The sequence below is a fragment of the Benzoatithermus flavus genome, assembly GCF_037908215.1.
In the GTDB taxonomy this organism is placed as follows: Bacteria; Pseudomonadota; Alphaproteobacteria; order Geminicoccales; family Geminicoccaceae; genus Benzoatithermus; species Benzoatithermus flavus.
In genome coordinates, this window is sequence record NZ_JBBLZC010000009.1 from 111,957 (window position 1) to 129,882 (window position 17,926).

Here is a 17,926-nt window from a genome sequence, read left to right on the forward strand (position 1 = left end):
TCGCCTCGTGCGGCCACGAGGCCGTTTGCCTGCATCCGCGAGTTCGGATAAACGAACGGGAAGCCTTCCTCTCCTGCCCTCCTGGAGTTCTCCCTTATGGCTCGTATCACGGTCGAAGATTGCGTCCTGCGCGTGCCGAGCCGCTTCGAGCTCGTGATGCTCGCGGCACAGCGCGCCCGTGACATCTCCGCCGGCGCCGCGCTCACCGTGGACCGCGACAACGACAAGAACCCGGTCGTGGCCCTGCGCGAGATCGCCGAGGGCACGGTCGACCTGGATCATCTGCGCTACGAGCTGGTCCATGGCCTGCGCCGCCACGTCGACCTCGAGCCCGAGGCGCCCATGGATCTCGCCGAGGAGCTCGAGGCGCTGATCCCGCCGCAGGACGCGGGCATCGTGGCACCCATGCCCGAAGGGGTGAACTACGGCGAGTTCAACGTCCCGGACGGGGACTGAGCCGCCGCTAGCGCACATGGTCCGGAACACCGGGAGCGAAGAAGAGATCCGCTGATGACGCCTGGGGAAGCCGCCGAGCTCGTGACGGAGGCCGCTGCCCCGGCGCCCGTGCCAGCACCGCCGGCGCCGCCCCCCAAGCCGCGCCGGCCGGTGATGCGGCAGTACGAGCTGGTCGAGCGGGTCAAGTCCTACGATCCGGACGCGGACGAGGATCTCCTCAACCGCGCCTACGTCTTCGCCATGAAGGCGCACGGCTCGCAGCTCCGCGCCTCGGGCGACCCCTACTTCCACCATCCCGTCGAGGTCGCCGGCATCCTGACCGGCTTCAGGCTCGACAGCGCCTCGATCGCGACCGCTCTCCTGCACGACACGGTCGAGGACACCGGCGCCACGCTCGAAGAGATCGAGCGCCTGTTCGGCCGCACCGTGGCACGCCTCGTCGACGGCGTGACCAAGCTCAACCGGCTCGAGCTGCAATCGGCGCAGACTGCGCAGGCCGAGAACTTCCGGAAGCTCCTGCTCGCGATGTCCGAGGACATCCGGGTGCTGCTCGTGAAGCTCGCCGACCGCCTGCACAACATGCGCACGCTCCACTTCATCAAGAACCCGGAGAAGCGCCGGCGCATCGCCGTCGAGACCATGGAGATCTATGCACCTCTGGCCGAGCGCATCGGCATGGAGGGACTGAAGGCGGAGCTGCAGGATCTCGCCTTCGCCGAACTCTGGCCGGACGCGCGCGAGAGCATCTTGCACCGGCTGCGCCACTTGCGCCAGGGCGACGTCGACCTCGTCGACCGGGTGGTCGCCGAGCTCAAACACGTGCTCCAGGTCGCCGGGATCGAGGCCGAGATCTACGGCCGCGAGAAGACGCCCTACTCCATCTGGCAGAAGATGGAGCGCAAGAACATCAGCTTCGAGCAGCTCTCGGACATCATGGCGTTCCGCGTCCTCGTGGACAGCGTGCCCGCCTGCTACGCGGCCTTGGGCGTGATTCACGGCGCCTACCACATGCTGCCGGGGCGCTTCAAGGACTTCATCAGCACGCCCAAGCCCAACGGCTACCGCTCGCTGCACACCACGATCATCGGGCCCGAGCGGCGCAAGATCGAGGTGCAGATCCGCACGCGCGACATGCACGAGGTGGCGGAGCTCGGCGTCGCGGCACACTGGGCCTACAAGCAGGACTCCCGGATCACCGACGGCAAGCAGTATCGGTGGATCCGCGAGCTCCTCGACATTCTCGAGCACGCGGCGGACCCGGAGGACTTCCTCGAGAACACCAAGCTCGACCTGTTCCAGGATCAGGTGTTCTGCTTCACGCCCAAGGGCGACCTGATAGCGCTGCCACGGGGCGCCACGCCCGTCGATTTCGCCTACGCCGTCCATTCGCAGGTGGGCGACCGTTGCGTGGGCGCCAAGATCGACGGGCGCATGGTGCAGCTCCGCACCCAGCTCCAGAACGGCGATCAGGTCGAGATCATCACGAGCAAGAACGGCTCGCCTTCGCCCGAGTGGGAGCGGTTCGTCGTCACCGGCAGGGCGCGCGCCCGCATCCGGCGCTATTTGCGTACCCAGCAGCGCGACGAGCATCTCGCCCACGGCCGGGAGGCCCTCGCGAAGGCGGCGCGCCAGGAGCAGCTCTCGATCGCCGAAAAGCAGCTCGAGAAGGTGCTCGAGCCTCTGCACCAGAAGACGGTCGAGGATCTTCTGGTCGCCATCGGCGAAGGCACGCTCTCGGTGCGCACCGTCCTGGAGACGCTCCATCCCGAGCTCAAGCGCCAGGACGGCCGGAAGGGCGAGATCGGCGCGCGGGTGATCCCGCTCCGCCGGCCGAGCCCGCCCGCGCTTCCGGCGGCAGGCTCGCCGATCGTCGGTCTGCCGACGGGCGTTGCCTTCCACTATGCCGGCTGCTGCCGGCCCGTGCCGGGCGACGCCATCGTGGGCCTCATCCGTACCGGCCGCCCGGTGAGCATCCACCGGGCCGAATGCACGGTCCTGAGCCGCAGCAGGACACCCGAGCACCGGCTGCTCGAGCTCGGCTGGAACGAGCGCGAGACCCTGCCCAAGGTCTCGGCGCGGCTCAGCGTCACCACCCTCAACCGACCGGGCTCGCTGGGCTCGATCAGCACCGTGGTCGGCAAGCAGGGCGGGAACATCGTCGATCTCAAGATCGGGCGGCGCACACCCGAGATCTACGAGCTCCTGCTCGACGTCGAGGTGGACAGCCTCGACCAGCTCATGCGCGTGCAGGCGGCGCTGCGCGCCACGGCCTGCGTGACGTCGGTCGAACGGAATCTCGGGTAAGTTCCATGACAGAGATGAGCGAAGCGGAGGTGCTGGCGGAATTCCGCGCAGCAGGAGCCCTGCTCCAGGGGCATTTCGTGCTGACGTCGGGGCTGCACAGCCCGTTCTACCTCCAGTGCGCGCGGGTGCTGATGGACCCGCGCCGGGCCGCCCGTCTCGTGAGCGCGCTGGCGCCGAAGGTGAGGGCGCTCGAGCCCGACCTCGTCGTCGCACCGGCCTTGGGTGGCATCATTCTCGGCTACGAGCTCGCCCGACAGCTCGGCAAGAACTCGATCTTCGTCGAGCGGGTGGAGGGCACCTTCACGCTCCGCCGCGGCTTCGACATCCCCAAGGGTAGCCGAATCGTCGTCGCCGAGGACGTGATCACCACCGGCCTCTCGACCCGCGAGTGCATGGCCTGCTGTCGCGCGGAAGGCGGCGAGATCGTCGGTGCCGCGTGCCTCGTGGACCGCAGTGCCGGCAAAGCCGAGCTCGGGGTGCCGCTCGTCTGTCTCGCGACCCTCGACCTTCCGACCTACCCGCAGCACAAGCTGCCGCCCGAGCTCGCTGCGATCCCGGCGGTCAAGCCGGGCTCGCGCGGTCTCGACGCACGCCAGGCGGCACAGTCGGCCTGAAGGACAGGACATGCCGGGAGCGGATGCGAGGACCCGCCCCGGTTCTTCCCACCTACGCGGCCACCCGTGCCGTGTGCCGGCCCTCGGCGAATTCCTCGATCATCTTGCGGCAGAACGCGTCGAGATCGTCGGGCCGGACTTCCTTCAGCTCACGGTCGACCGGCACCCGGTCGCCCTTATCGTGGTGATTCCAGCCCTGGATCCCGTCACCCCCGGACGCCACGACGTGCACCGTGGCACCGGCCACCTCAAGCGCCTCGACGGGCCGGGTGAGCTCGACCTGCTCGAACCCGTCGGTGGCGAGCATGGCCACCTTCACCCTGTCCAGCCTGGTCGCCCATCGCGAAGACTCCTCTCTTCGCATCGGGCCATTCAACGACGCGCGCCGAGACGAGTTCCGAGCGAGGCCGGCTTCCGTAGCGGCGACATCCCAATATTTTCGGCGAAAACTCTTGCCGCTTCATCTACCTTTAGTAGAATGCGCTCGACCGAAAGCAGCAAGGGCGCGCCATGCCGGCTCCGACGGGAACCCTCACCATCGCCCGGGTTCGCAGCGTCGCCCTGCTCGGGCTCGACGTGGCCGATGTCGACGTCGAGGTGCAGCTCGGCAACGGCCTGCCGAGCTTCACGATCGTGGGACTGGCCGACAAGGCGGTCGCGGAGAGCCGCGAGCGGGTCCGCGCCGCGCTGGGGGCCATGGGGCTCACGCTTCCGCCGCGGCGGATCACCGTCAATCTGGCGCCGGCCGACCTCGCCAAGGAGGGCAGCCACTTCGACCTACCCATCGCGCTCGGTCTCCTGATCGTGATGGGCGTGCTTCCGACCGATACGGTCGAGCAGCATCTGGTCCTGGGCGAGCTGGCGCTGGACGGCGGCATCCGCGGGGTGACCGGCGTGCTGCCGGCCGCCATCGCCGCCGCCGAGCGCGGGCTCGGCCTGATCTGCCCGGCCGTCTGCGGCGTGGAGGCCGCATGGCTCAAGGACCAGATCGAGATTCTGGCGCCATCGAGCCTGGTGGCCCTCATCAACCATGCCAGGGGCGCCCAGATCCTGAGCCCACCCGAGCCTGCGCTTCCGGACGAGGATGGCTCCTATCCCGACCTCAAGGACATCAAGGGCCAGGAGACCGCCAAGCGCGCGCTCGAGATCGCTGCGGCCGGCGGACACAACCTGCTCTTGGTAGGCCCTCCTGGAGCGGGGAAGTCGATGCTCGCGTCCCGCCTCGTCGGGCTGCTGCCACCGCTCGACCCGAGCGAGGTGCTCGAGGTCAGCATGATCGCGAGCGCGGGCGGCCGCCTGAGCGACGGGCGCCTGTCGCGCCGCCGGCCGTTCCGCAGCCCGCACCATGCGGCCTCGATGGCGGCGATGGTGGGCGGCGGCAAGGAGGCGCGCCCCGGCGAGGTGAGCCTCGCCCATCGCGGCGTGCTCTTCCTGGACGAGCTGCCGGAGTTCGGCCGGCAGGTGCTGGAGGCGCTGCGCCAGCCGCTCGAGACCGGCACGGTCACGGTGGCCCGTGCCCAGGTGCACGTCACCTACCCGGCGCGCTTCCAGCTCGTCGCCGCCATGAACCCCTGCCGCTGCGGCCATCTCGACGATCCGGTCCAGGCCTGCCCGCGCGCCCCGCGCTGCGGCGCGGACTACCAGGCACGGCTTTCGGGGCCGCTGCTCGACCGGATCGACCTTCACGTCGAGGTGCCGGCGCTGAGCGTCGCCGACATGGCGCTGCCGCCACCGCGCGAGGGCTCGGCCGAGGTCGCGGCACGGGTGGCAGCGGCGCGGCAGCTCCAGGCCGACCGCTTCGCGGCGCTGGGACGCCCCGAGCTGCGCGTCAACGGCGAGGCCGACGGCGAGCTGCTGGAGCAGGTGGCGCTGTGCGACGAGCCGGCACACGGCCTCCTGCGGCGCGCCGCGCATCAGCTTCATCTCAGCGCCCGCGGCTATCACCGCGTGCTTCGGGTCGGACGCACCATCGCCGACCTCGACGGCAGCGAGACGATCCGAAAGCCGCACATCGCCGAGGCGATCGCGTTTCGCCGGGCCGTTCGCGCCCGCTCCTGAGCGCGGCGCGCAAGCCCGTTCCGCCACGGCAGGGCTCGACGCTCGGGCAGGATCGTGCGATGGATGATCATCCTCCTTCGGTCGGTTCTCCTCTCGCCCATGATCATCGGCATCGGCAGCGATCTCATCGACACGAGGCGCATCCAGCGCACGCTGGACCGTTTCGGCGACCGCTTCGTCCAGCGCGTGTTCACCCCTGTGGAGCGCGAGAAGTCGGACCGCCGCGCCAACCGGGCAGAATCTTACGCGCGGCGCTACGCCGCCAAGGAGGCCTGCGCCAAGGCGCTCGGCACCGGGCTGAACCGGGGCGTGTTCTGGCGCGACATCGGCGTGGTCAACCTGCCGGGCGGCAAGCCGACGATCCAGCTCACCGGGGGTGCCGCCGAGCGGCTCGCGGCGTTGACCCCGCCCGGCATGCGCGCTCAGATCGACGTCAGCCTCACCGACGAGCCGCCGCTGGCGCAGGCCATCGTGATCATCACGGCTCTGCCTACCGGATGACGCTCTGGTGAGCGACCTCGGCTTTACCTCGATTCCACCCTCGGCTACGTTGCGCGGCATTCGTGGCCGGGTCGGCTGGCCGCCTCATGGCAATTGCGGCGATGAATGACGTGCAAGAACCGTCGGTGAGGTTGCCGGCAGAAACCCGTCGGACCAGAAAGAGCATGCGCGAGTCGTTGGTGATGCCGGATCGGAAGAGTGGCGGAATCAGGGAAACCCTCAAGACCCTGGTCTATGCCGTCGGTATCGCGCTCGTGGTCCGCACCTTCGCGTTCGAGCCGTTCAACATTCCTTCGGGCTCGATGAAGCCGACCCTCCTGGTGGGCGATTACCTGTTCGTCTCCAAGTTCGCCTATGGCTACAGCCGCTTCTCGCTGCCGTTGGGCCTGCCCCTGTTCTCGGGCCGCGTGCTCGAGCGCCTGCCCGAACGCGGCGACGTGGTCGTGTTCAAGCTGCCGAGCGACAACAAGACCGACTACATCAAGCGGGTCGTGGGCCTGCCGGGCGATCGCGTGCAGGTGCGCGACGGCGTGCTCTACATCAACGGCGAGGCGGTGAAGCTCGAGCCCGCGGGCGAGTTCGACGAAGAGTTCGACGGGCGCGCCGTGCCGGTGCCGCAGTACCGCGAGAAGCTGCCCGGCGGACGCACCCATCTGATCATGGACCTCACGCCCACGGGCAGCCTCGACAACACGGGTGTGTTCCATGTTCCTCCCGGCCACATCTTCGCCATGGGCGACAACCGCGACAACTCGCTCGACAGCCGGGTCGAGAATGTCGGCTTCATCCCGGTCGAGAACCTGATCGGCCGGGCCGAGCTCCTGTTCTTCTCGGTGAACGGCCATGCCAGCTTCTGGGAACCCTGGACCTGGCCCTGGGGCATTCGCTACGATCGCCTGTTCCGCCTGATCCAGTAGGCCCGTCGCCGCGTGAGCACCCGCCTTTCCAAGAAGCGCCGCAGCGAGATCGAGGCGGCGCTCGGCCATGCCTTCCGCGAGCCCGCGCTGCTCGAGGAGGCGCTGACCCATGCGAGCTCCGTGCATCCGGCCACCTCGCGGCGGCGTGGCGCTCCCCGGCGCAGCTACCAGCGCCTCGAGTTCCTGGGCGACCGGGTGCTGGGGCTCGCGATCGCCCATCTTCTGATCGAACGCTTCCCGGACGATGCCGAGGGAGCCTTGACCCATCGCCACGTGGCGCTCGTGCGCAAGGAGGCGCTGGCCCAGGTGGCGCAGGCGATCGGCCTCGGCCGCTGGCTGCAGGTCGCGGCCTCGGAGGCCCTGCCCGGCGGCGTGCTCAAGCCCGCGATGCTGGCCGATGCCTGCGAGGCTCTGATCGGAGCCCTCTATCTCGACGGCGGCCTCGATGCCGCCAGCGCCTTCATCCGCCGCCACTGGGAGCCCTTGATCGAGGCGGTGCGCTCGCCGCCGCGCGATGCCAAGATGGCGCTGCAGGAATGGGCCCAGGCGCGCGGCCTGGAGCGGCCGAGCTATCGCGTCGTCGCCACCAGAGGCCCGGCGCACGCCACGACCTTCATCGTCGAGGTCGGCCTCGCCGACCAGGAGCCCGCCGTCGCCGAGGGCACCTCGAAGCGCGCCGCCGAGCGGGCCGCGGCGGGCCTGATGCTCGAGCGGCTGGAGAACGCTGTCCATGACTGAGGCCGAAAACAGCGGGACCGCGCCGACCCGTGCGGGTTTCGTCGCCATCATCGGCGCGCCCAACGTCGGCAAGTCGACGCTCCTCAACCGGCTGGTCGGCACCAAGGTCTCGATCGTCTCGCCCAAGGTGCAGACCACGCGCCGGCGGATCATCGGTATCACGATCGAAGGGCCCTGCCAGATCCTGTTCGTCGACACGCCCGGCATCTTCGCGCCCAAGCGCCGGCTCGAGAGCGCCATGGTCAAGGCCGCCTCGGTCGGAATCACCGATGCCGACCTCGTGCTACTGCTGCTCGATGCGAGGAAGGGCATCGACGCCAACGCGCGGCTCGCGATCGAGCAGCTCCGGCGCGAGCGGCGGCCGGCCTTCCTCGTCGTCAACAAGATCGATGCCGTGCCGCCCGAGAGGGCCCTGCCGCTGATCAAGGAGGCGAACGAGGCCTACCCGTTCGAGGCGACCTGGATCGTCTCGGCGCTGAATGGCGACGGCTGCGCCGACCTGCTCCGGGCCGTGGCGAAGCGGCTGCCCGAAGGTCCCTGGCTGTTTCCCGAGGACCAGCTCTCGGATCTCTCCGACAGGGCGCTCGCCGCCGAAATCACCCGCGAGCAGATCTTCCTCCAGCTCCACCAGGAGCTGCCCTACAGCGTCACGGTCGAGACCGAAGGCTGGGCCGAAGCACCGGACGGCAGCGAGGTCCGGATCGACCAGACCATCTACGTGCTGCGCGAGAGCCAGAAGCCCATCCTGATCGGCAGGCGCGGCCAGCAGCTCAAGGCGATCGGCGAGGCGGCGCGGCGCGAACTCGAGAAGATCCTGGAAAAGCGCGTCCACCTGTTCCTGTTCGTCAAGGTGCGCGAGAACTGGCTCGACGACCCCGAGCGCTACCGCGAGATGGGGCTCGACTTCGAGCGGTGAGGCGGTCGTCTCGGGGCGAGGAGCCGAGCTGCGCTGGAAGGGACTACGTCATCTCCTTCGAAACGTAGCTCGCCTCGATGTCCCTCCTCCGCGCCGGCACATCGTCGTCGATGCTGCGGGGAAGCTCCGCTTTCGGGATCTCGCCGAATGGAAAGCTCAGCCCGAAAGCGACGGCGAGCCGATGCGTTTCCTCCTTCCTGCAGTCGAAGCGAAGTTCTTCTTCGGGGACCGACAGCGCCCTCACGCGCGCGCCGCCCCCATCACGGATGGAGCGCCGCAGCCAGGCATCCAGGCCGGCGGTGACGCGACGATGCATGTCGGACGCCGCGCCGCCGCCCAGCAGGAAAACGGGCAGCCCGGTGCGCCAGCGTTCGCTCGAGCGATGCCGGCGCTGCCGCGTATCCCAGATGACACCTCGCTGCTGCTCCGCCACCTTCTTCTCGAAAAAGGCGGCGAGCTCGGCATCGTCCTGGCAGCTGCGCCACGGCTCGACCCCCAGCATGGCCACGTCCGCCATGAAGATCGGGCAGCCGATCTCACCCTCCTCGCGCCAATCACCGAGGCCGAAGGTGCAGCAGTCGACCGTGCCGGCACCGACATCGACCAAGGCGTAAAGGCCGTTATCGCGCTTGGTCGAGTTGGCGAAGCCGGCCACCGCGGCCGAGATCTCGGGCACCAGCGCGATCCCTCGCCGCTCGAGTTCTTCCTGCGTCGTCGGCGCGCTACCGAGCGCGGCCCGGACCAGGTCCATCGTCAAGGCTCCTTGCATGCGGGACAGGTCGCGTGCCGCCGTGCAGACGGCGGCATAGCGCCGGCGCAGATCCTCCCTGTCGAGGGAGGCTGCGGGAAAGCCGACATGGTAGGACCAGCGGAGGATGCCGGCGGCGAACGCCGCCTGCTGTCGGGTCAGGAGCCAGCCGCGGGCCTGGCGGATCTGGAGCGCGAGGAACGCCGTCGCGGCCTCCATGGCGGTAGCCGCCCAGGGGGCGCAGTGCAGGGCGATGGCCCTGTCGCCGTCGTCCCGCATGAGCGCAGCCTTCATGGCGCAAAAGGCGGGGGCACCGGACGCGGGCGCGAGGGAGAACGCGCCCTCCCTGGTGAGCCAGAGCTGGGATGCCCAGAGATGCGGATGGCCCTCCGCCCTGGCTGATGCGGGCACCGGAACGGCAAAGGCAGGTGTGCCGGCCTCGTAGGGGAGCCGGGCCACGATCTTGGTGCTGGAGGTGCCGAAATCGATGCCGAGATTGACCGGAATGCTGCGCGCACTGCGCGGGCTCTCGGCCTGCTCTCTGACGCCGGCGGCGAGCCGCTCCATGAGCATGTGCCGGTCAGGCTCCGTGAAGGTGCAGGCGGCGGCCCGCGCCGCGTTGCGCCGCTCGATGTTCGCGACCACCGCATCCAGGCGGTGCTTGAGACGGTGCTCGACGCTCGGCTGGGCTGCCGGGCGATGGGCGCGGGCAGGCTGCACCCGCTGCGGCAGAGCACCGGTCGGCAGTTCGATGGCCGTCAGGGAGGTTGGGCGATGAGGCGGCGGGGCAGCACGAGGTTCTCGGGGAGGCGATGGCGGCCTCGGGGAAGCCGGCTGGCCACCGCCGCCGGTGTTGGTGGCGGGTGGTGCCGCATGCCGCCGAAACGGGCGCCCTTCCTCTCGCAGCTCGGGCTTCGGGCACGTCGTGGGCGGAGCGATCCGGCTTCCCGCCGGCGAAAAGCCCGCTGCAAAGGCGGACCCATCGTGGCTCGCCTGCCCCGGAGCCGTCCCGTGCGCCCGAGCATCGGGCCTCTCGCTCGGGCCGGCATACGGCTCGTTGCCTGCCCGGGCAAAGCCCAACGCCTTGCGGAAGGCCGCTCGCATGGCCTCACGGGGGTCGACACTCGGCCGATGAGGCGCCTTCTCGGCTCGTTCCCCGATCCTTTCGAGAAGAAAGGCAATCTCTGATCTCAGATTTCCTGCTTCTTTATTCCAGTCACAAGAACCGCTCCCCTTTTTCTTCATTGTCGATTATCCTAATGACGGCTACTATCAAGAATTCTCTTTGTGAAGAAATGCTGCGCTGCTCCTCGATCTCCCGGCGACGCGCCGCGATGGCTTCCTCGAGCTTGCGGAGCTTGCCCTCGTTCGCCGCGATGATGCTGCCCTTCACCCGCTGATCTCGGCGCTGCCGGCCGATCAGCTCGCGCAACCGGCCGACCTGCTCCTTCTCCCGGCGCTCAAGGGTGCGGAGCTGGATCGAGGCACGGTCCTCCTGCTCCGCGCCGCGCGCCCGCCGCTCGTCGTCGAAGCGGGCCTGCAGCCCGTCGAGCAGGATCGTCTCGCAATCGTCCGCCACGGCGGCCGTGTCGATCTCGGCCTCGGCCCCCGGCCACAGGCTCCCGTGCTCGGCGGCGGCCAGCAGGAGAAGCTCGGCATCGTCCTCGGCCATGGGGCGTCGCGCCATCAGGTCGAGGCCACCGAAGACCACCTTCTCGGTCTCGACCTGCCCCCCGAAGCGCCAGAGCTCCGCCACCACCGCGTAGCAGCCGGGTGCCAGGTCGATCCTGCACCGCGAGGCAGGCAGCAGCGCCGCCACGGCGGGGCGCAGCTTCGGGGCCTCGGTACGCTCGAGCTCGGCGGCGAGAAAGCGCACGAACGGGTGCGTCTGCGTGATGGCCTCGATCGCCTGTCGACGCGACCGGCCAGTGGCGGGGCGACCGAGCCGGCAGCGCACGGGGCCGTATTCCTGCGCGAGTAGCCCACCCTGGGGCAGACGGTGCGCGTCGAGCCAGCTCCGGTAGGCGCGGCGGGCATCGAGGGTGAGCGTGATCTCGCAGATGCCGTCCTCGAGCTCGCGGAAGCCGCAGCCGGGATGGAGCGTGCCCAGGGTATCGACGATGTAGCCCTGAAGATCCTTGGGGCCGATCCAGCGATTCTTGTCGCGCGCCTCGTGGATCGAGCGCAGGACATGATCGCCGTGCGCGATCAGCGCCGCTGCTTCCTGCTCCAGCTCCTCGACCTGGCGCCGGCGGGTCTCGATGGCCTGCGAGGTCTGGTCGATCCGCTGCTCCTGCTCCTCGGGAGTCAGGCGCTTGACGAGCAGGTCGGTGGTGAGCTGCCGGATCTCGTCGCCCAGCACGGCCTCGAAGTCGCCAAGCGCGTTCCGGCACAGATCCAAGCGCTCGTACAGGCGGCGGTAGATCCGATCGTCGATCGTGTCGGCCGAGAGGAGGTTGATCACCGAGATCGCGTCGGCGGCTTGGCCGAAGCGATCGACGCGGCCGATCCGCTGCTCGACCCGCATCGGGTTCCAGGGCAGGTCGTAGTTGACGACCGCGCGGCAGAACTGCAGGTCGATGCCCTCGCTGCCGACCTCCGAGGACAGGAGCACCCGCACCCGGTCGTCGTCCGCGAACCGTTCGAGCTCGCCTTCGCGGTCCTCGACTTGACCATGGATCAGGGCGACGCCGATCCCCTCGGCCTTCAGCCGGTCGCGCAGATAATGGAGGGTCGCCCGGAAGGTCGAGAAGACGACGATCTTCTCCCCGGGGTGATCGGTCAGGAACGCACGCACCACCCTGAGAAACGCGCCGAACTTGGAATCCTCGGCTGCCAGCTCGGCCGGCGTGGGCAGGGAGGCGCACAGCTCCGCGAGCCTGCCGACCAGCGGCCTTCCCGCCTCGTCCGTACCATCCTCAAGGTCCTCCTCGTCCTCGACCCCGAAGTCGGGCGACCGCTCGCGCCAGTGCGCCACGGCGGCCGGCAGGCAGGAGGCGAGCAGCCGCTGCGGCATCGCCAGGAGGAAGCCGGGGCTTCCATCCCGGGCGGCGGCATAGCGGTGAACCGCGAGCGTCACGCGCTCGTAGACCTCGCGCTCGAGCTCCGTCAAAGGCGCCCGGTAGGCGTGGACGCGCCGGATCACCCGCAGCTCCTGCACATCGCGCCGCCGCGTGCGGTTCACGACGTTGGCGAGGAGATTGACCTGCTCGAGCCGGTCGGCCAGACGCGCCCGCTCGGCGCGCGACAGCGCCTCGCCCATGCCGGCAACCTCGTCCAGCAGCGCCGCCAGCTGCTTCGTGTGGCACAGCAGCGGATGGCGGTCGGCCTCCTCGATCAGCTCGACAATGGCGGCCTTGGGCCGGCCGGACAGCGCCGCCTCGCGGCCCCGGATCAGGGGGCGGTTCGCCTCGACGATGTCGTCGAAGTCCTGCTCGCGCCGGAAAGTCTCGGGGTCGAGCAGGGTGAGCAGGCTGAACAGGTCACGGTTGCGCAGGTGGATCGGCGTCGCCGAGAGCAAGACGCGGTGCTCGGCCACGGGCCGCAGCAGCCGCCCGAGCAGGTTGCGCTGCGTGCCTGGGTTGCGCAGATGATGCGCCTCGTCGATCACGACGAGGTCGAACAGGGACTCCTCGTCCTCGCGGTCGCGCAGGAACCGGGCGAGCCTGGCCGAGTCGCGCCCATAGGCCGGCGCCGCCTCGTCATCCCAGCCGCGCGGCGGTGCCAAGCCCTGCAGGCTGCCGATGACGACGTTGCCGCGCCGCATCCGCTCGCCGTCCTGAAGAAGGCGCAGCAGGTCGCCGGCCCCCAGCACGCGGGCATCGAGGCCGAACTTCCTCGAGAGCTCGGCCTCCCATTTGCCGCACAGCACCTTGGGGCAAACCACGAGCAGGTTGCGGCAATCGAAACGAGCGCGCAGCTCGGTCCAGATCAGCCCGGCCTCGATCGTCTTGCCCAGACCCACCTCATCGGCGATCAGGAGACCGCTCGTGGGCGACCCCAGCATCTTGAGCACGGGCTTGAACTGGTGGGCATGGAATTCGGTGTTGGTCGCCTCCATGCTGTAGATCATGTCGGCCAGCCGGCCGGTGAGGCGGATATGGGCCAGCACCTGCCGCAGACGGCGCGGCTCGCTGAGCCGACCGGAGCGCAGGAACTCGAGCGGCTCCTCCTGCGCGGCAGGGACGGGCTCGAGCTGATCGAGCGGTATCCAGCGCAGCCCGCCCGGGAACTGTACCCGGGCGAAGGGTTGGCCGCCGCGCGGCCGGCTCTCCTGGAAAGCACCTATCTGCTGCGGGTCGCCCACGAGGCGCACGAGCGTGCCGGGCGTGAAAGGCAAAGTCATAAGGCGGCCTCGGCCCTCCCGGGCGGAGGGCACGGCAGCGGCACCTCACCCCTTGGGCGCATGGGCCGGATTCCATGCTGCAGGTTGTAGCGATCTGCTATAATTGCGCGCTCAGGCTGCTCAATGCCGCTTGCAACGTCAAGTGATGACGTGCGGACAACGCTGGCGACCACTCACAGGACAGCCTATCTCCAGCCCATGGAATGGCACGACGACGGCATCGTTCTTTCCGCCCGCCCCCACGGGGAGACGGATGCCATCCTGAGCGCGCTCACCTTCGAGCACGGCCGGCATCTCGGGCTGGTCAAGGGCGGGATCGGACGCCGCGCGCGGCCGCTGCTCCAGCCAGGCAACCGGCTCGAGCTCGCCTGGAAGGCGCGGCTGCCCGAGCATCTCGGCCTCTACACGCTCGAGCCCGTACAGCTCTGCGGCAACCGGCTGATCGACGATCCTTGGCGCCTCGCGGCCCTCGCCAGCGCCACGACGCTGCTCGAGCAGAGCCTGGCCGAGCGCGAGCCGCATCCCCGGCTCTATGCCGGCCTCCTGAAGCTCCTCGACGCCATGCTGGGCGATCCGCGCTGGCTCGAGACCTATGTCCGCTTCGAGCTCCTGCTGCTCCAGGACCTGGGCTTCGCGCTCGACCTCGAGCGCTGCGCCGCCACCGGCCGGGCCGAGGATCTGGCCTTCGTCTCGCCGCGCACGGGCCGGGCCGTGAGCCGCGAGGGTGCGGGCGACCTCGCCCCCCGCCTTCTGCCCTTGCCCCCGTTCCTTTTACAGGACGTTCCTGCTATGTTCTCCGATATCCTCGCGGGCCTGCGGCTCGCCGGCCACTTCCTGGCGAAGCACGTCTTCGCCCCGGCCGACCGGCCGCTGCCCGCCGCCCGCGAGCGCCTCGTGACGCTCCTCCAGGAGCAGGATCAAGAGACCCCTGAATGAGCCGAGCCACGCAGCCCGCCAACGATACCGTCCGTCCCGTCAACCTGAAGGACGCACTGAGCGAGCGCTATCTCGCTTATGCCCTTTCGACCATCACCGCGCGCTCGCTGCCCGACGTGCGCGACGGCCTGAAGCCCGTGCAGCGCCGGCTGCTCTACGCCATGCTGCAGCTCCGGCTCGACCCGCAGGGTGGCTTCAAGAAATGCGCCCGCGTGGTCGGCGACGTGATCGGCAAGTTCCATCCGCACGGCGACGCCGCGGTCTACGACGCGCTCGTGCGCCTGGCGCAGGACTTCGCCCAGCGCTACCCGCTCGTCGACGGTCAGGGCAACTTCGGCAACATCGACGGCGACAACCCCGCCGCGATGCGCTACACCGAGAGCCGCCTCACCACGGTCGCCATGGCACTCCTCGACGGCATCGACGAGGACGCCGTCGACTTTCGCGACAACTACGACGGCAGCGACCGGGAGCCCGTGGTCCTGCCGGCCGCCTTTCCCAATCTGCTCGCGAACGGCGCTTCCGGCATCGCCGTCGGCATGGCGACCAGCATCCCGCCGCACAACGCGGGCGAGCTGCTTTCCGCCCTTGCCTGGATGGCCGGCCGCGCCGCCACTGCTCTGCAACCCACGGCCGAAGAGCTCCTGAAGCACATCAAGGGTCCGGACCTGCCCACGGGCGGCATCCTGATCGAGCCCGAAACGACGCTGCTCGAAGCCTACCGCACCGGCCGCGGCAGCTTCCGCCTGCGCGCCCGCTGGGAGAAGGAGGATCTCCCTTACGGCCAGTACCAGATCGTCGTGACCGAGATCCCCTACCAGGTGCAAAAAAGCCGCCTCGTCGAGCGGATCGCGGAACTCTTGGGCCAGAAGAAACTGCCGCTTTTGGGCGATCTTCGCGACGAGTCCACCGAGGCCGTGCGCCTCGTGCTGGTGCCGAAGAGCCGCTCCGTACCGCCCGAGCTGCTGATGGAGCAGCTCTTCCGCACGACCGATCTCGAAGTCCGGCTCCCGCTCAACATGAACGTGCTGGACGCCGCCGGCACGCCCAGGGTGATGAGCCTGGCCGAGGTCCTGAGCGCCTACCTCGCCCACCGGATGGAGGTGCTGGTCCGGCGCTCGCGCTACCGGCTCGCCAAGGTCGAGGACCGGCTCGAGGTGCTCGAGGGCTATCTCAAGGCCTTTCTCGATCTCGACGAGGTGATCCGCATCATCCGCGAGGAGGACGAGCCCAAGCCGGCGCTGATGGCGCGCTTCGATCTCACCGAGCGGCAGGCCGAGGCCATCCTCAACCTCCGTTTGCGCAACCTGCGCAAGCTCGAGGAGATGGAGCTTCGGGGCGAGCGCGAGCGCCTCGCCGCCGAGCGGCAGGACCTGCTCGAGCTGCTCGCCGACGAGAGCAAGCGCCGTGCCAGGCTCAAGGAGGAGTTCCAGGCGGCGAGAAAGCAGTTCGGCGGCGGTGCTCTCGGCAGACGGCGCACCACGCTCGCCGAGGCGCCAGTGGTGAGCCTCGAAGCGCTCGAGGAGCCGGTCGAGCGCTATCCCGTCACCGTGGTCTGCTCGCGCCTGGGCTGGATTCGCGCCATGCGGGGCACGATCGAGAACCCGGCCGAGATCAAGTACAAGGAGGGCGACAGCGAGCGCTTCGTCCTGCGCGCGCAGAGCAGCGACAAGCTCATGGTCGTCGCCGGCAACGGTCGCGTCTACACGCTCGCCGTCGACAAGCTGCCGAGCGGCCGCGGCCACGGCGAGCCGATCTCGCTCTCGATCGACCTCGAGAAGGGGGTCGAGATCCTCGATCTCAGGGTGGTTCGCCCGGACGGCCGCCTCGTCTTCGCGACGCGGAAGGGCTTCGGCTTCGTCGCCGAGGAGAAGGAGATCGAGGCGCAGACCCGCGCCGGCCGGCAGGTCGTCAACCTCGCCGAGGGTGATTCGCTGCTCGGCGCCTTTCCGGTCGAGGGCGATCACGTGGCGCTCGCCGGCAGCAACCACAAGCTCCTGGTCTTCCCGCTCGCCGAGCTGCCGGTCCAGGCGCGCGGCAAAGGTGTGACGCTCATGAAGCTCAAAGATGCCGAGCTTGCCGACCTCAAGACCTTCGACCCGGCGCAGGGCCTCACCTGGGCCGGCAACGGCAACGGGAAGGGGAAGCGGCTCGCCGACGTGACGCCCTGGCGGGGTGCCCGGGCCACGACCGGCCGGATGGCGCCTCCGGGCTTCCCGAAGAGCCACCGCTTCGGCTGAGCCTCGAGCCGGAAACCGCAGACGAAGAATGTGGCGTGCGGTGCGCAGAGGTGCGAAGCTCCTCCTTGCCGATAGGGAGATCCTCGTCGTGACGAGAGCCGTTATCGGGCGCCGGCCCGGTCCCATGCGAGAGGGGCTTCGACCATGAGCTAACCGCTGATCGACTTCTTTCGCGGCGCTTTCGATACGCTCAACCGCCGGCTCGACCGGATCGAGGCCGGGCAGGAAGAGATCCTGGCCCGGCTCAGCCTGATCGGGTCACGGCTCCCCACGATCGACCAGGGCCTCACCCCTCTGGGGCGCGGCTATGCCGCGCTCCAGCACCGCCTCGACCGCACAGCGCTGCGCCAGGCCGAGGTGGACGAGCTGCGCCGCGATCTCGCGCTGCTGCGCGAGCGGCCGGAGACGCTCGAGGCGCCGTAAGCTGCCGGTCGATCTCGTCATCCCATCGAGCGGCCGCCTTCGGGCGGCCGTTCCTTTTGGCCGGTGGGCCTTGTATCATATCAACATTCTATCATATTAGACTTACCTTATCATTGCTCCCGAACGGCATGGAGAAACGCGATGACGACGATGACGACCGGCCTGCACGAGGTCGCCGCGGGCGAGCTGAAGCGGTGGCTGGACGAGGGTTCCGCTGTGGTGGTGGACGTGCGGGGCGAGGACGAGCACCGGCGCGAGCGCATCCAGGGCGCGGAATCGATGCCGCTCGACCGTCTCGATGCTGCGGCGCTCGCAGCACGGCGCGGGCCGCGCATCGTCCTCCAGTGCAACAGCGGTGCGCGCTCCCTCCAGGCGGCACAGATGCTCCTCGAAGCCGGTGCCCGCGAGGTCTGGCATCTGCAGGGCGGCCTTCAGGCCTGGAAGCGCGCGGGCCTGCCCGTCGCCGGCGATGCCAGGGCACCGCTGCCGATCATGCGTCAGGTGCAGATCGCGGCCGGCAGCCTGATCGTGCTCGGCTTCCTCCTCGGCCTCTGGGTCGCCCCGGCCTGGCACCTGCTCTCGGGCTTCGTCGGCTTCGGGCTGATCTTCGCCGGGATCACTGGCCGGTGTGGAATGGCGAGCCTGCTCGCCCGCCTGCCCTACAACCGGCGCGCCAGCGCTCCCACCTGCGGCACGACGAGCGGTGCGAGGGCCCGCTGCTCCTGAGCGG

General features: G+C 69.4%; 15 protein-coding genes. 11 read left to right on the forward strand and 4 right to left on the reverse strand.

What is annotated here, in order from left to right; all coding sequences use genetic code 11:
* Nucleotides 1–96: 96 nt before the first annotated feature.
* The 3 genes from rpoZ to pyrE all read left to right on the forward strand — a co-directional run bounded on the left by rpoZ (nt 97) and on the right by pyrE (nt 3,374).
* The gene (gene rpoZ, locus U1T56_RS11030; protein ID WP_418159524.1) at nt 97–456 is read left to right on the forward strand and encodes a DNA-directed RNA polymerase subunit omega; all 360 of its coding nucleotides are present in this window, start codon (nt 97–99) and stop codon (nt 454–456) included.
* Nucleotides 457–606: 150 nt separating this feature from the next.
* Nucleotides 607–2,760: a RelA/SpoT family protein gene (locus U1T56_RS11035; protein ID WP_418159582.1), complete on the forward strand. Its 2,154-nt coding sequence runs from the start codon at nt 607–609 to the stop codon at nt 2,758–2,760.
* 14 nt (nt 2,761–2,774) lie between these two features.
* Nucleotides 2,775–3,374, forward strand: a complete 600-nt coding sequence (pyrE, locus tag U1T56_RS11040; RefSeq protein WP_418159583.1) for an orotate phosphoribosyltransferase — start codon at nt 2,775–2,777, stop codon at nt 3,372–3,374.
* 52 nt (nt 3,375–3,426) lie between these two features.
* Here the strand turns inward: pyrE and U1T56_RS11045 are convergent, their stop codons facing one another.
* Nucleotides 3,427–3,681 (reverse strand): DJ-1/PfpI family protein, encoded by a 255-nt coding sequence (locus U1T56_RS11045; protein WP_418159525.1) that lies wholly within the window; start codon nt 3,679–3,681, stop codon nt 3,427–3,429.
* A 203-nt stretch (nt 3,682–3,884) separates the two neighbouring features.
* Here U1T56_RS11045 and U1T56_RS11050 point away from each other — a divergent pair, with 203 nt between their 5' ends.
* The 5 genes from U1T56_RS11050 (at nt 3,885) to era (ending at nt 8,504) form a co-directional block, all read left to right on the forward strand.
* On the forward strand, nt 3,885–5,432 hold the full coding sequence (locus tag U1T56_RS11050) for a YifB family Mg chelatase-like AAA ATPase (protein WP_418159526.1): 1,548 nt from the start codon (nt 3,885–3,887) through the stop codon (nt 5,430–5,432).
* Between the two features lie 99 nt (nt 5,433–5,531).
* On the forward strand, nt 5,532–5,933 hold the full coding sequence (gene acpS, locus U1T56_RS11055; protein ID WP_418159584.1) for a holo-ACP synthase: 402 nt from the start codon (nt 5,532–5,534) through the stop codon (nt 5,931–5,933).
* Nucleotides 5,934–6,097: 164 nt separating this feature from the next.
* A complete protein-coding gene (lepB, locus tag U1T56_RS11060; protein ID WP_418159527.1) occupies nt 6,098–6,850 on the forward strand; it encodes a signal peptidase I in 753 nt (250 codons plus the stop codon).
* A 12-nt stretch (nt 6,851–6,862) separates the two neighbouring features.
* Nucleotides 6,863–7,588: a ribonuclease III gene (gene rnc, locus U1T56_RS11065; RefSeq protein ID WP_418159528.1), complete on the forward strand. Its 726-nt coding sequence runs from the start codon at nt 6,863–6,865 to the stop codon at nt 7,586–7,588.
* Nucleotides 7,581–8,504 carry a GTPase Era gene (gene era, locus U1T56_RS11070; RefSeq protein ID WP_418159529.1) on the forward strand — a complete coding sequence of 308 codons (924 nt, stop codon included), beginning with the start codon at nt 7,581–7,583 and terminating at the stop codon, nt 8,502–8,504. Before rnc ends, era begins: the two co-directional genes overlap by 8 nt.
* Before the next feature lie 43 nt (nt 8,505–8,547).
* Here the strand turns inward: era and U1T56_RS11075 are convergent, their stop codons facing one another.
* Both U1T56_RS11075 and U1T56_RS11080 read right to left on the reverse strand, forming a co-directional pair.
* A complete protein-coding gene (locus tag U1T56_RS11075) occupies nt 8,548–9,819 on the reverse strand; it encodes a hypothetical protein (RefSeq protein WP_418159530.1) in 1,272 nt (423 codons plus the stop codon).
* Nucleotides 9,820–10,468: 649 nt separating this feature from the next.
* On the reverse strand, nt 10,469–13,597 hold the full coding sequence (locus U1T56_RS11080) for an SNF2-related protein (protein WP_418159531.1): 3,129 nt from the start codon (nt 13,595–13,597) through the stop codon (nt 10,469–10,471).
* 150 nt (nt 13,598–13,747) lie between these two features.
* Between U1T56_RS11080 and recO the strand changes: the two genes are divergently transcribed.
* The gene (recO, locus tag U1T56_RS11085; protein WP_418159532.1) at nt 13,748–14,533 is read left to right on the forward strand and encodes a DNA repair protein RecO; all 786 of its coding nucleotides are present in this window, start codon (nt 13,748–13,750) and stop codon (nt 14,531–14,533) included.
* Nucleotides 14,530–16,773, forward strand: coding sequence for a DNA topoisomerase IV subunit A (gene parC / locus U1T56_RS11090; RefSeq protein ID WP_418159533.1), 2,244 nt, complete (start codon nt 14,530–14,532; stop codon nt 16,771–16,773). Before recO ends, parC begins: the two co-directional genes overlap by 4 nt.
* Nucleotides 16,774–17,031: 258 nt before the next feature.
* Here parC and U1T56_RS11095 read toward each other — a convergent pair whose 3' ends face one another.
* Nucleotides 17,032–17,217 (reverse strand): hypothetical protein, encoded by a 186-nt coding sequence (locus U1T56_RS11095; protein WP_418159534.1) that lies wholly within the window; start codon nt 17,215–17,217, stop codon nt 17,032–17,034.
* Between the two features lie 120 nt (nt 17,218–17,337).
* On the opposite strand from U1T56_RS11095, the gene U1T56_RS11100 reads away from it, so the two are divergent.
* Complete coding sequence (locus U1T56_RS11100; protein WP_418159535.1) at nt 17,338–17,922, forward strand: rhodanese-like domain-containing protein; 585 nt, start codon at nt 17,338–17,340, stop codon at nt 17,920–17,922.
* The last annotated feature ends 4 nt before the right edge of the window (nt 17,923–17,926 follow it).

Excerpts from the sequence above, each read along its gene's own strand:
- rpoZ (WP_418159524.1), top strand. The coding sequence starts at position 97 with ATGGCTCGTATCACGGTCGAAGATTGCGTCCTGCGCGTGCCGAGCCGC.
- pyrE (WP_418159583.1), top strand. The coding sequence starts at position 2,775 with ATGAGCGAAGCGGAGGTGCTGGCGGAATTCCGCGCAGCAGGAGCCCTG.
- U1T56_RS11045 (WP_418159525.1), bottom strand. The coding sequence starts at position 3,681 with ATGCTCGCCACCGACGGGTTCGAGCAGGTCGAGCTCACCCGGCCCGTC.
- U1T56_RS11050 (WP_418159526.1), top strand. The coding sequence starts at position 3,885 with ATGCCGGCTCCGACGGGAACCCTCACCATCGCCCGGGTTCGCAGCGTC.
- acpS (WP_418159584.1), top strand. The coding sequence starts at position 5,532 with ATGATCATCGGCATCGGCAGCGATCTCATCGACACGAGGCGCATCCAG.
- lepB (WP_418159527.1), top strand. The coding sequence starts at position 6,098 with ATGCGCGAGTCGTTGGTGATGCCGGATCGGAAGAGTGGCGGAATCAGG.
- era (WP_418159529.1), top strand. The coding sequence starts at position 7,581 with ATGACTGAGGCCGAAAACAGCGGGACCGCGCCGACCCGTGCGGGTTTC.
- U1T56_RS11075 (WP_418159530.1), bottom strand. The coding sequence starts at position 9,819 with ATGGAGCGGCTCGCCGCCGGCGTCAGAGAGCAGGCCGAGAGCCCGCGC.
- U1T56_RS11080 (WP_418159531.1), bottom strand. The coding sequence starts at position 13,597 with ATGACTTTGCCTTTCACGCCCGGCACGCTCGTGCGCCTCGTGGGCGAC.
- parC (WP_418159533.1), top strand. The coding sequence starts at position 14,530 with ATGAGCCGAGCCACGCAGCCCGCCAACGATACCGTCCGTCCCGTCAAC.
- U1T56_RS11095 (WP_418159534.1), bottom strand. The coding sequence starts at position 17,217 with ATGACGAGATCGACCGGCAGCTTACGGCGCCTCGAGCGTCTCCGGCCG.
- U1T56_RS11100 (WP_418159535.1), top strand. The coding sequence starts at position 17,338 with ATGACGACGATGACGACCGGCCTGCACGAGGTCGCCGCGGGCGAGCTG.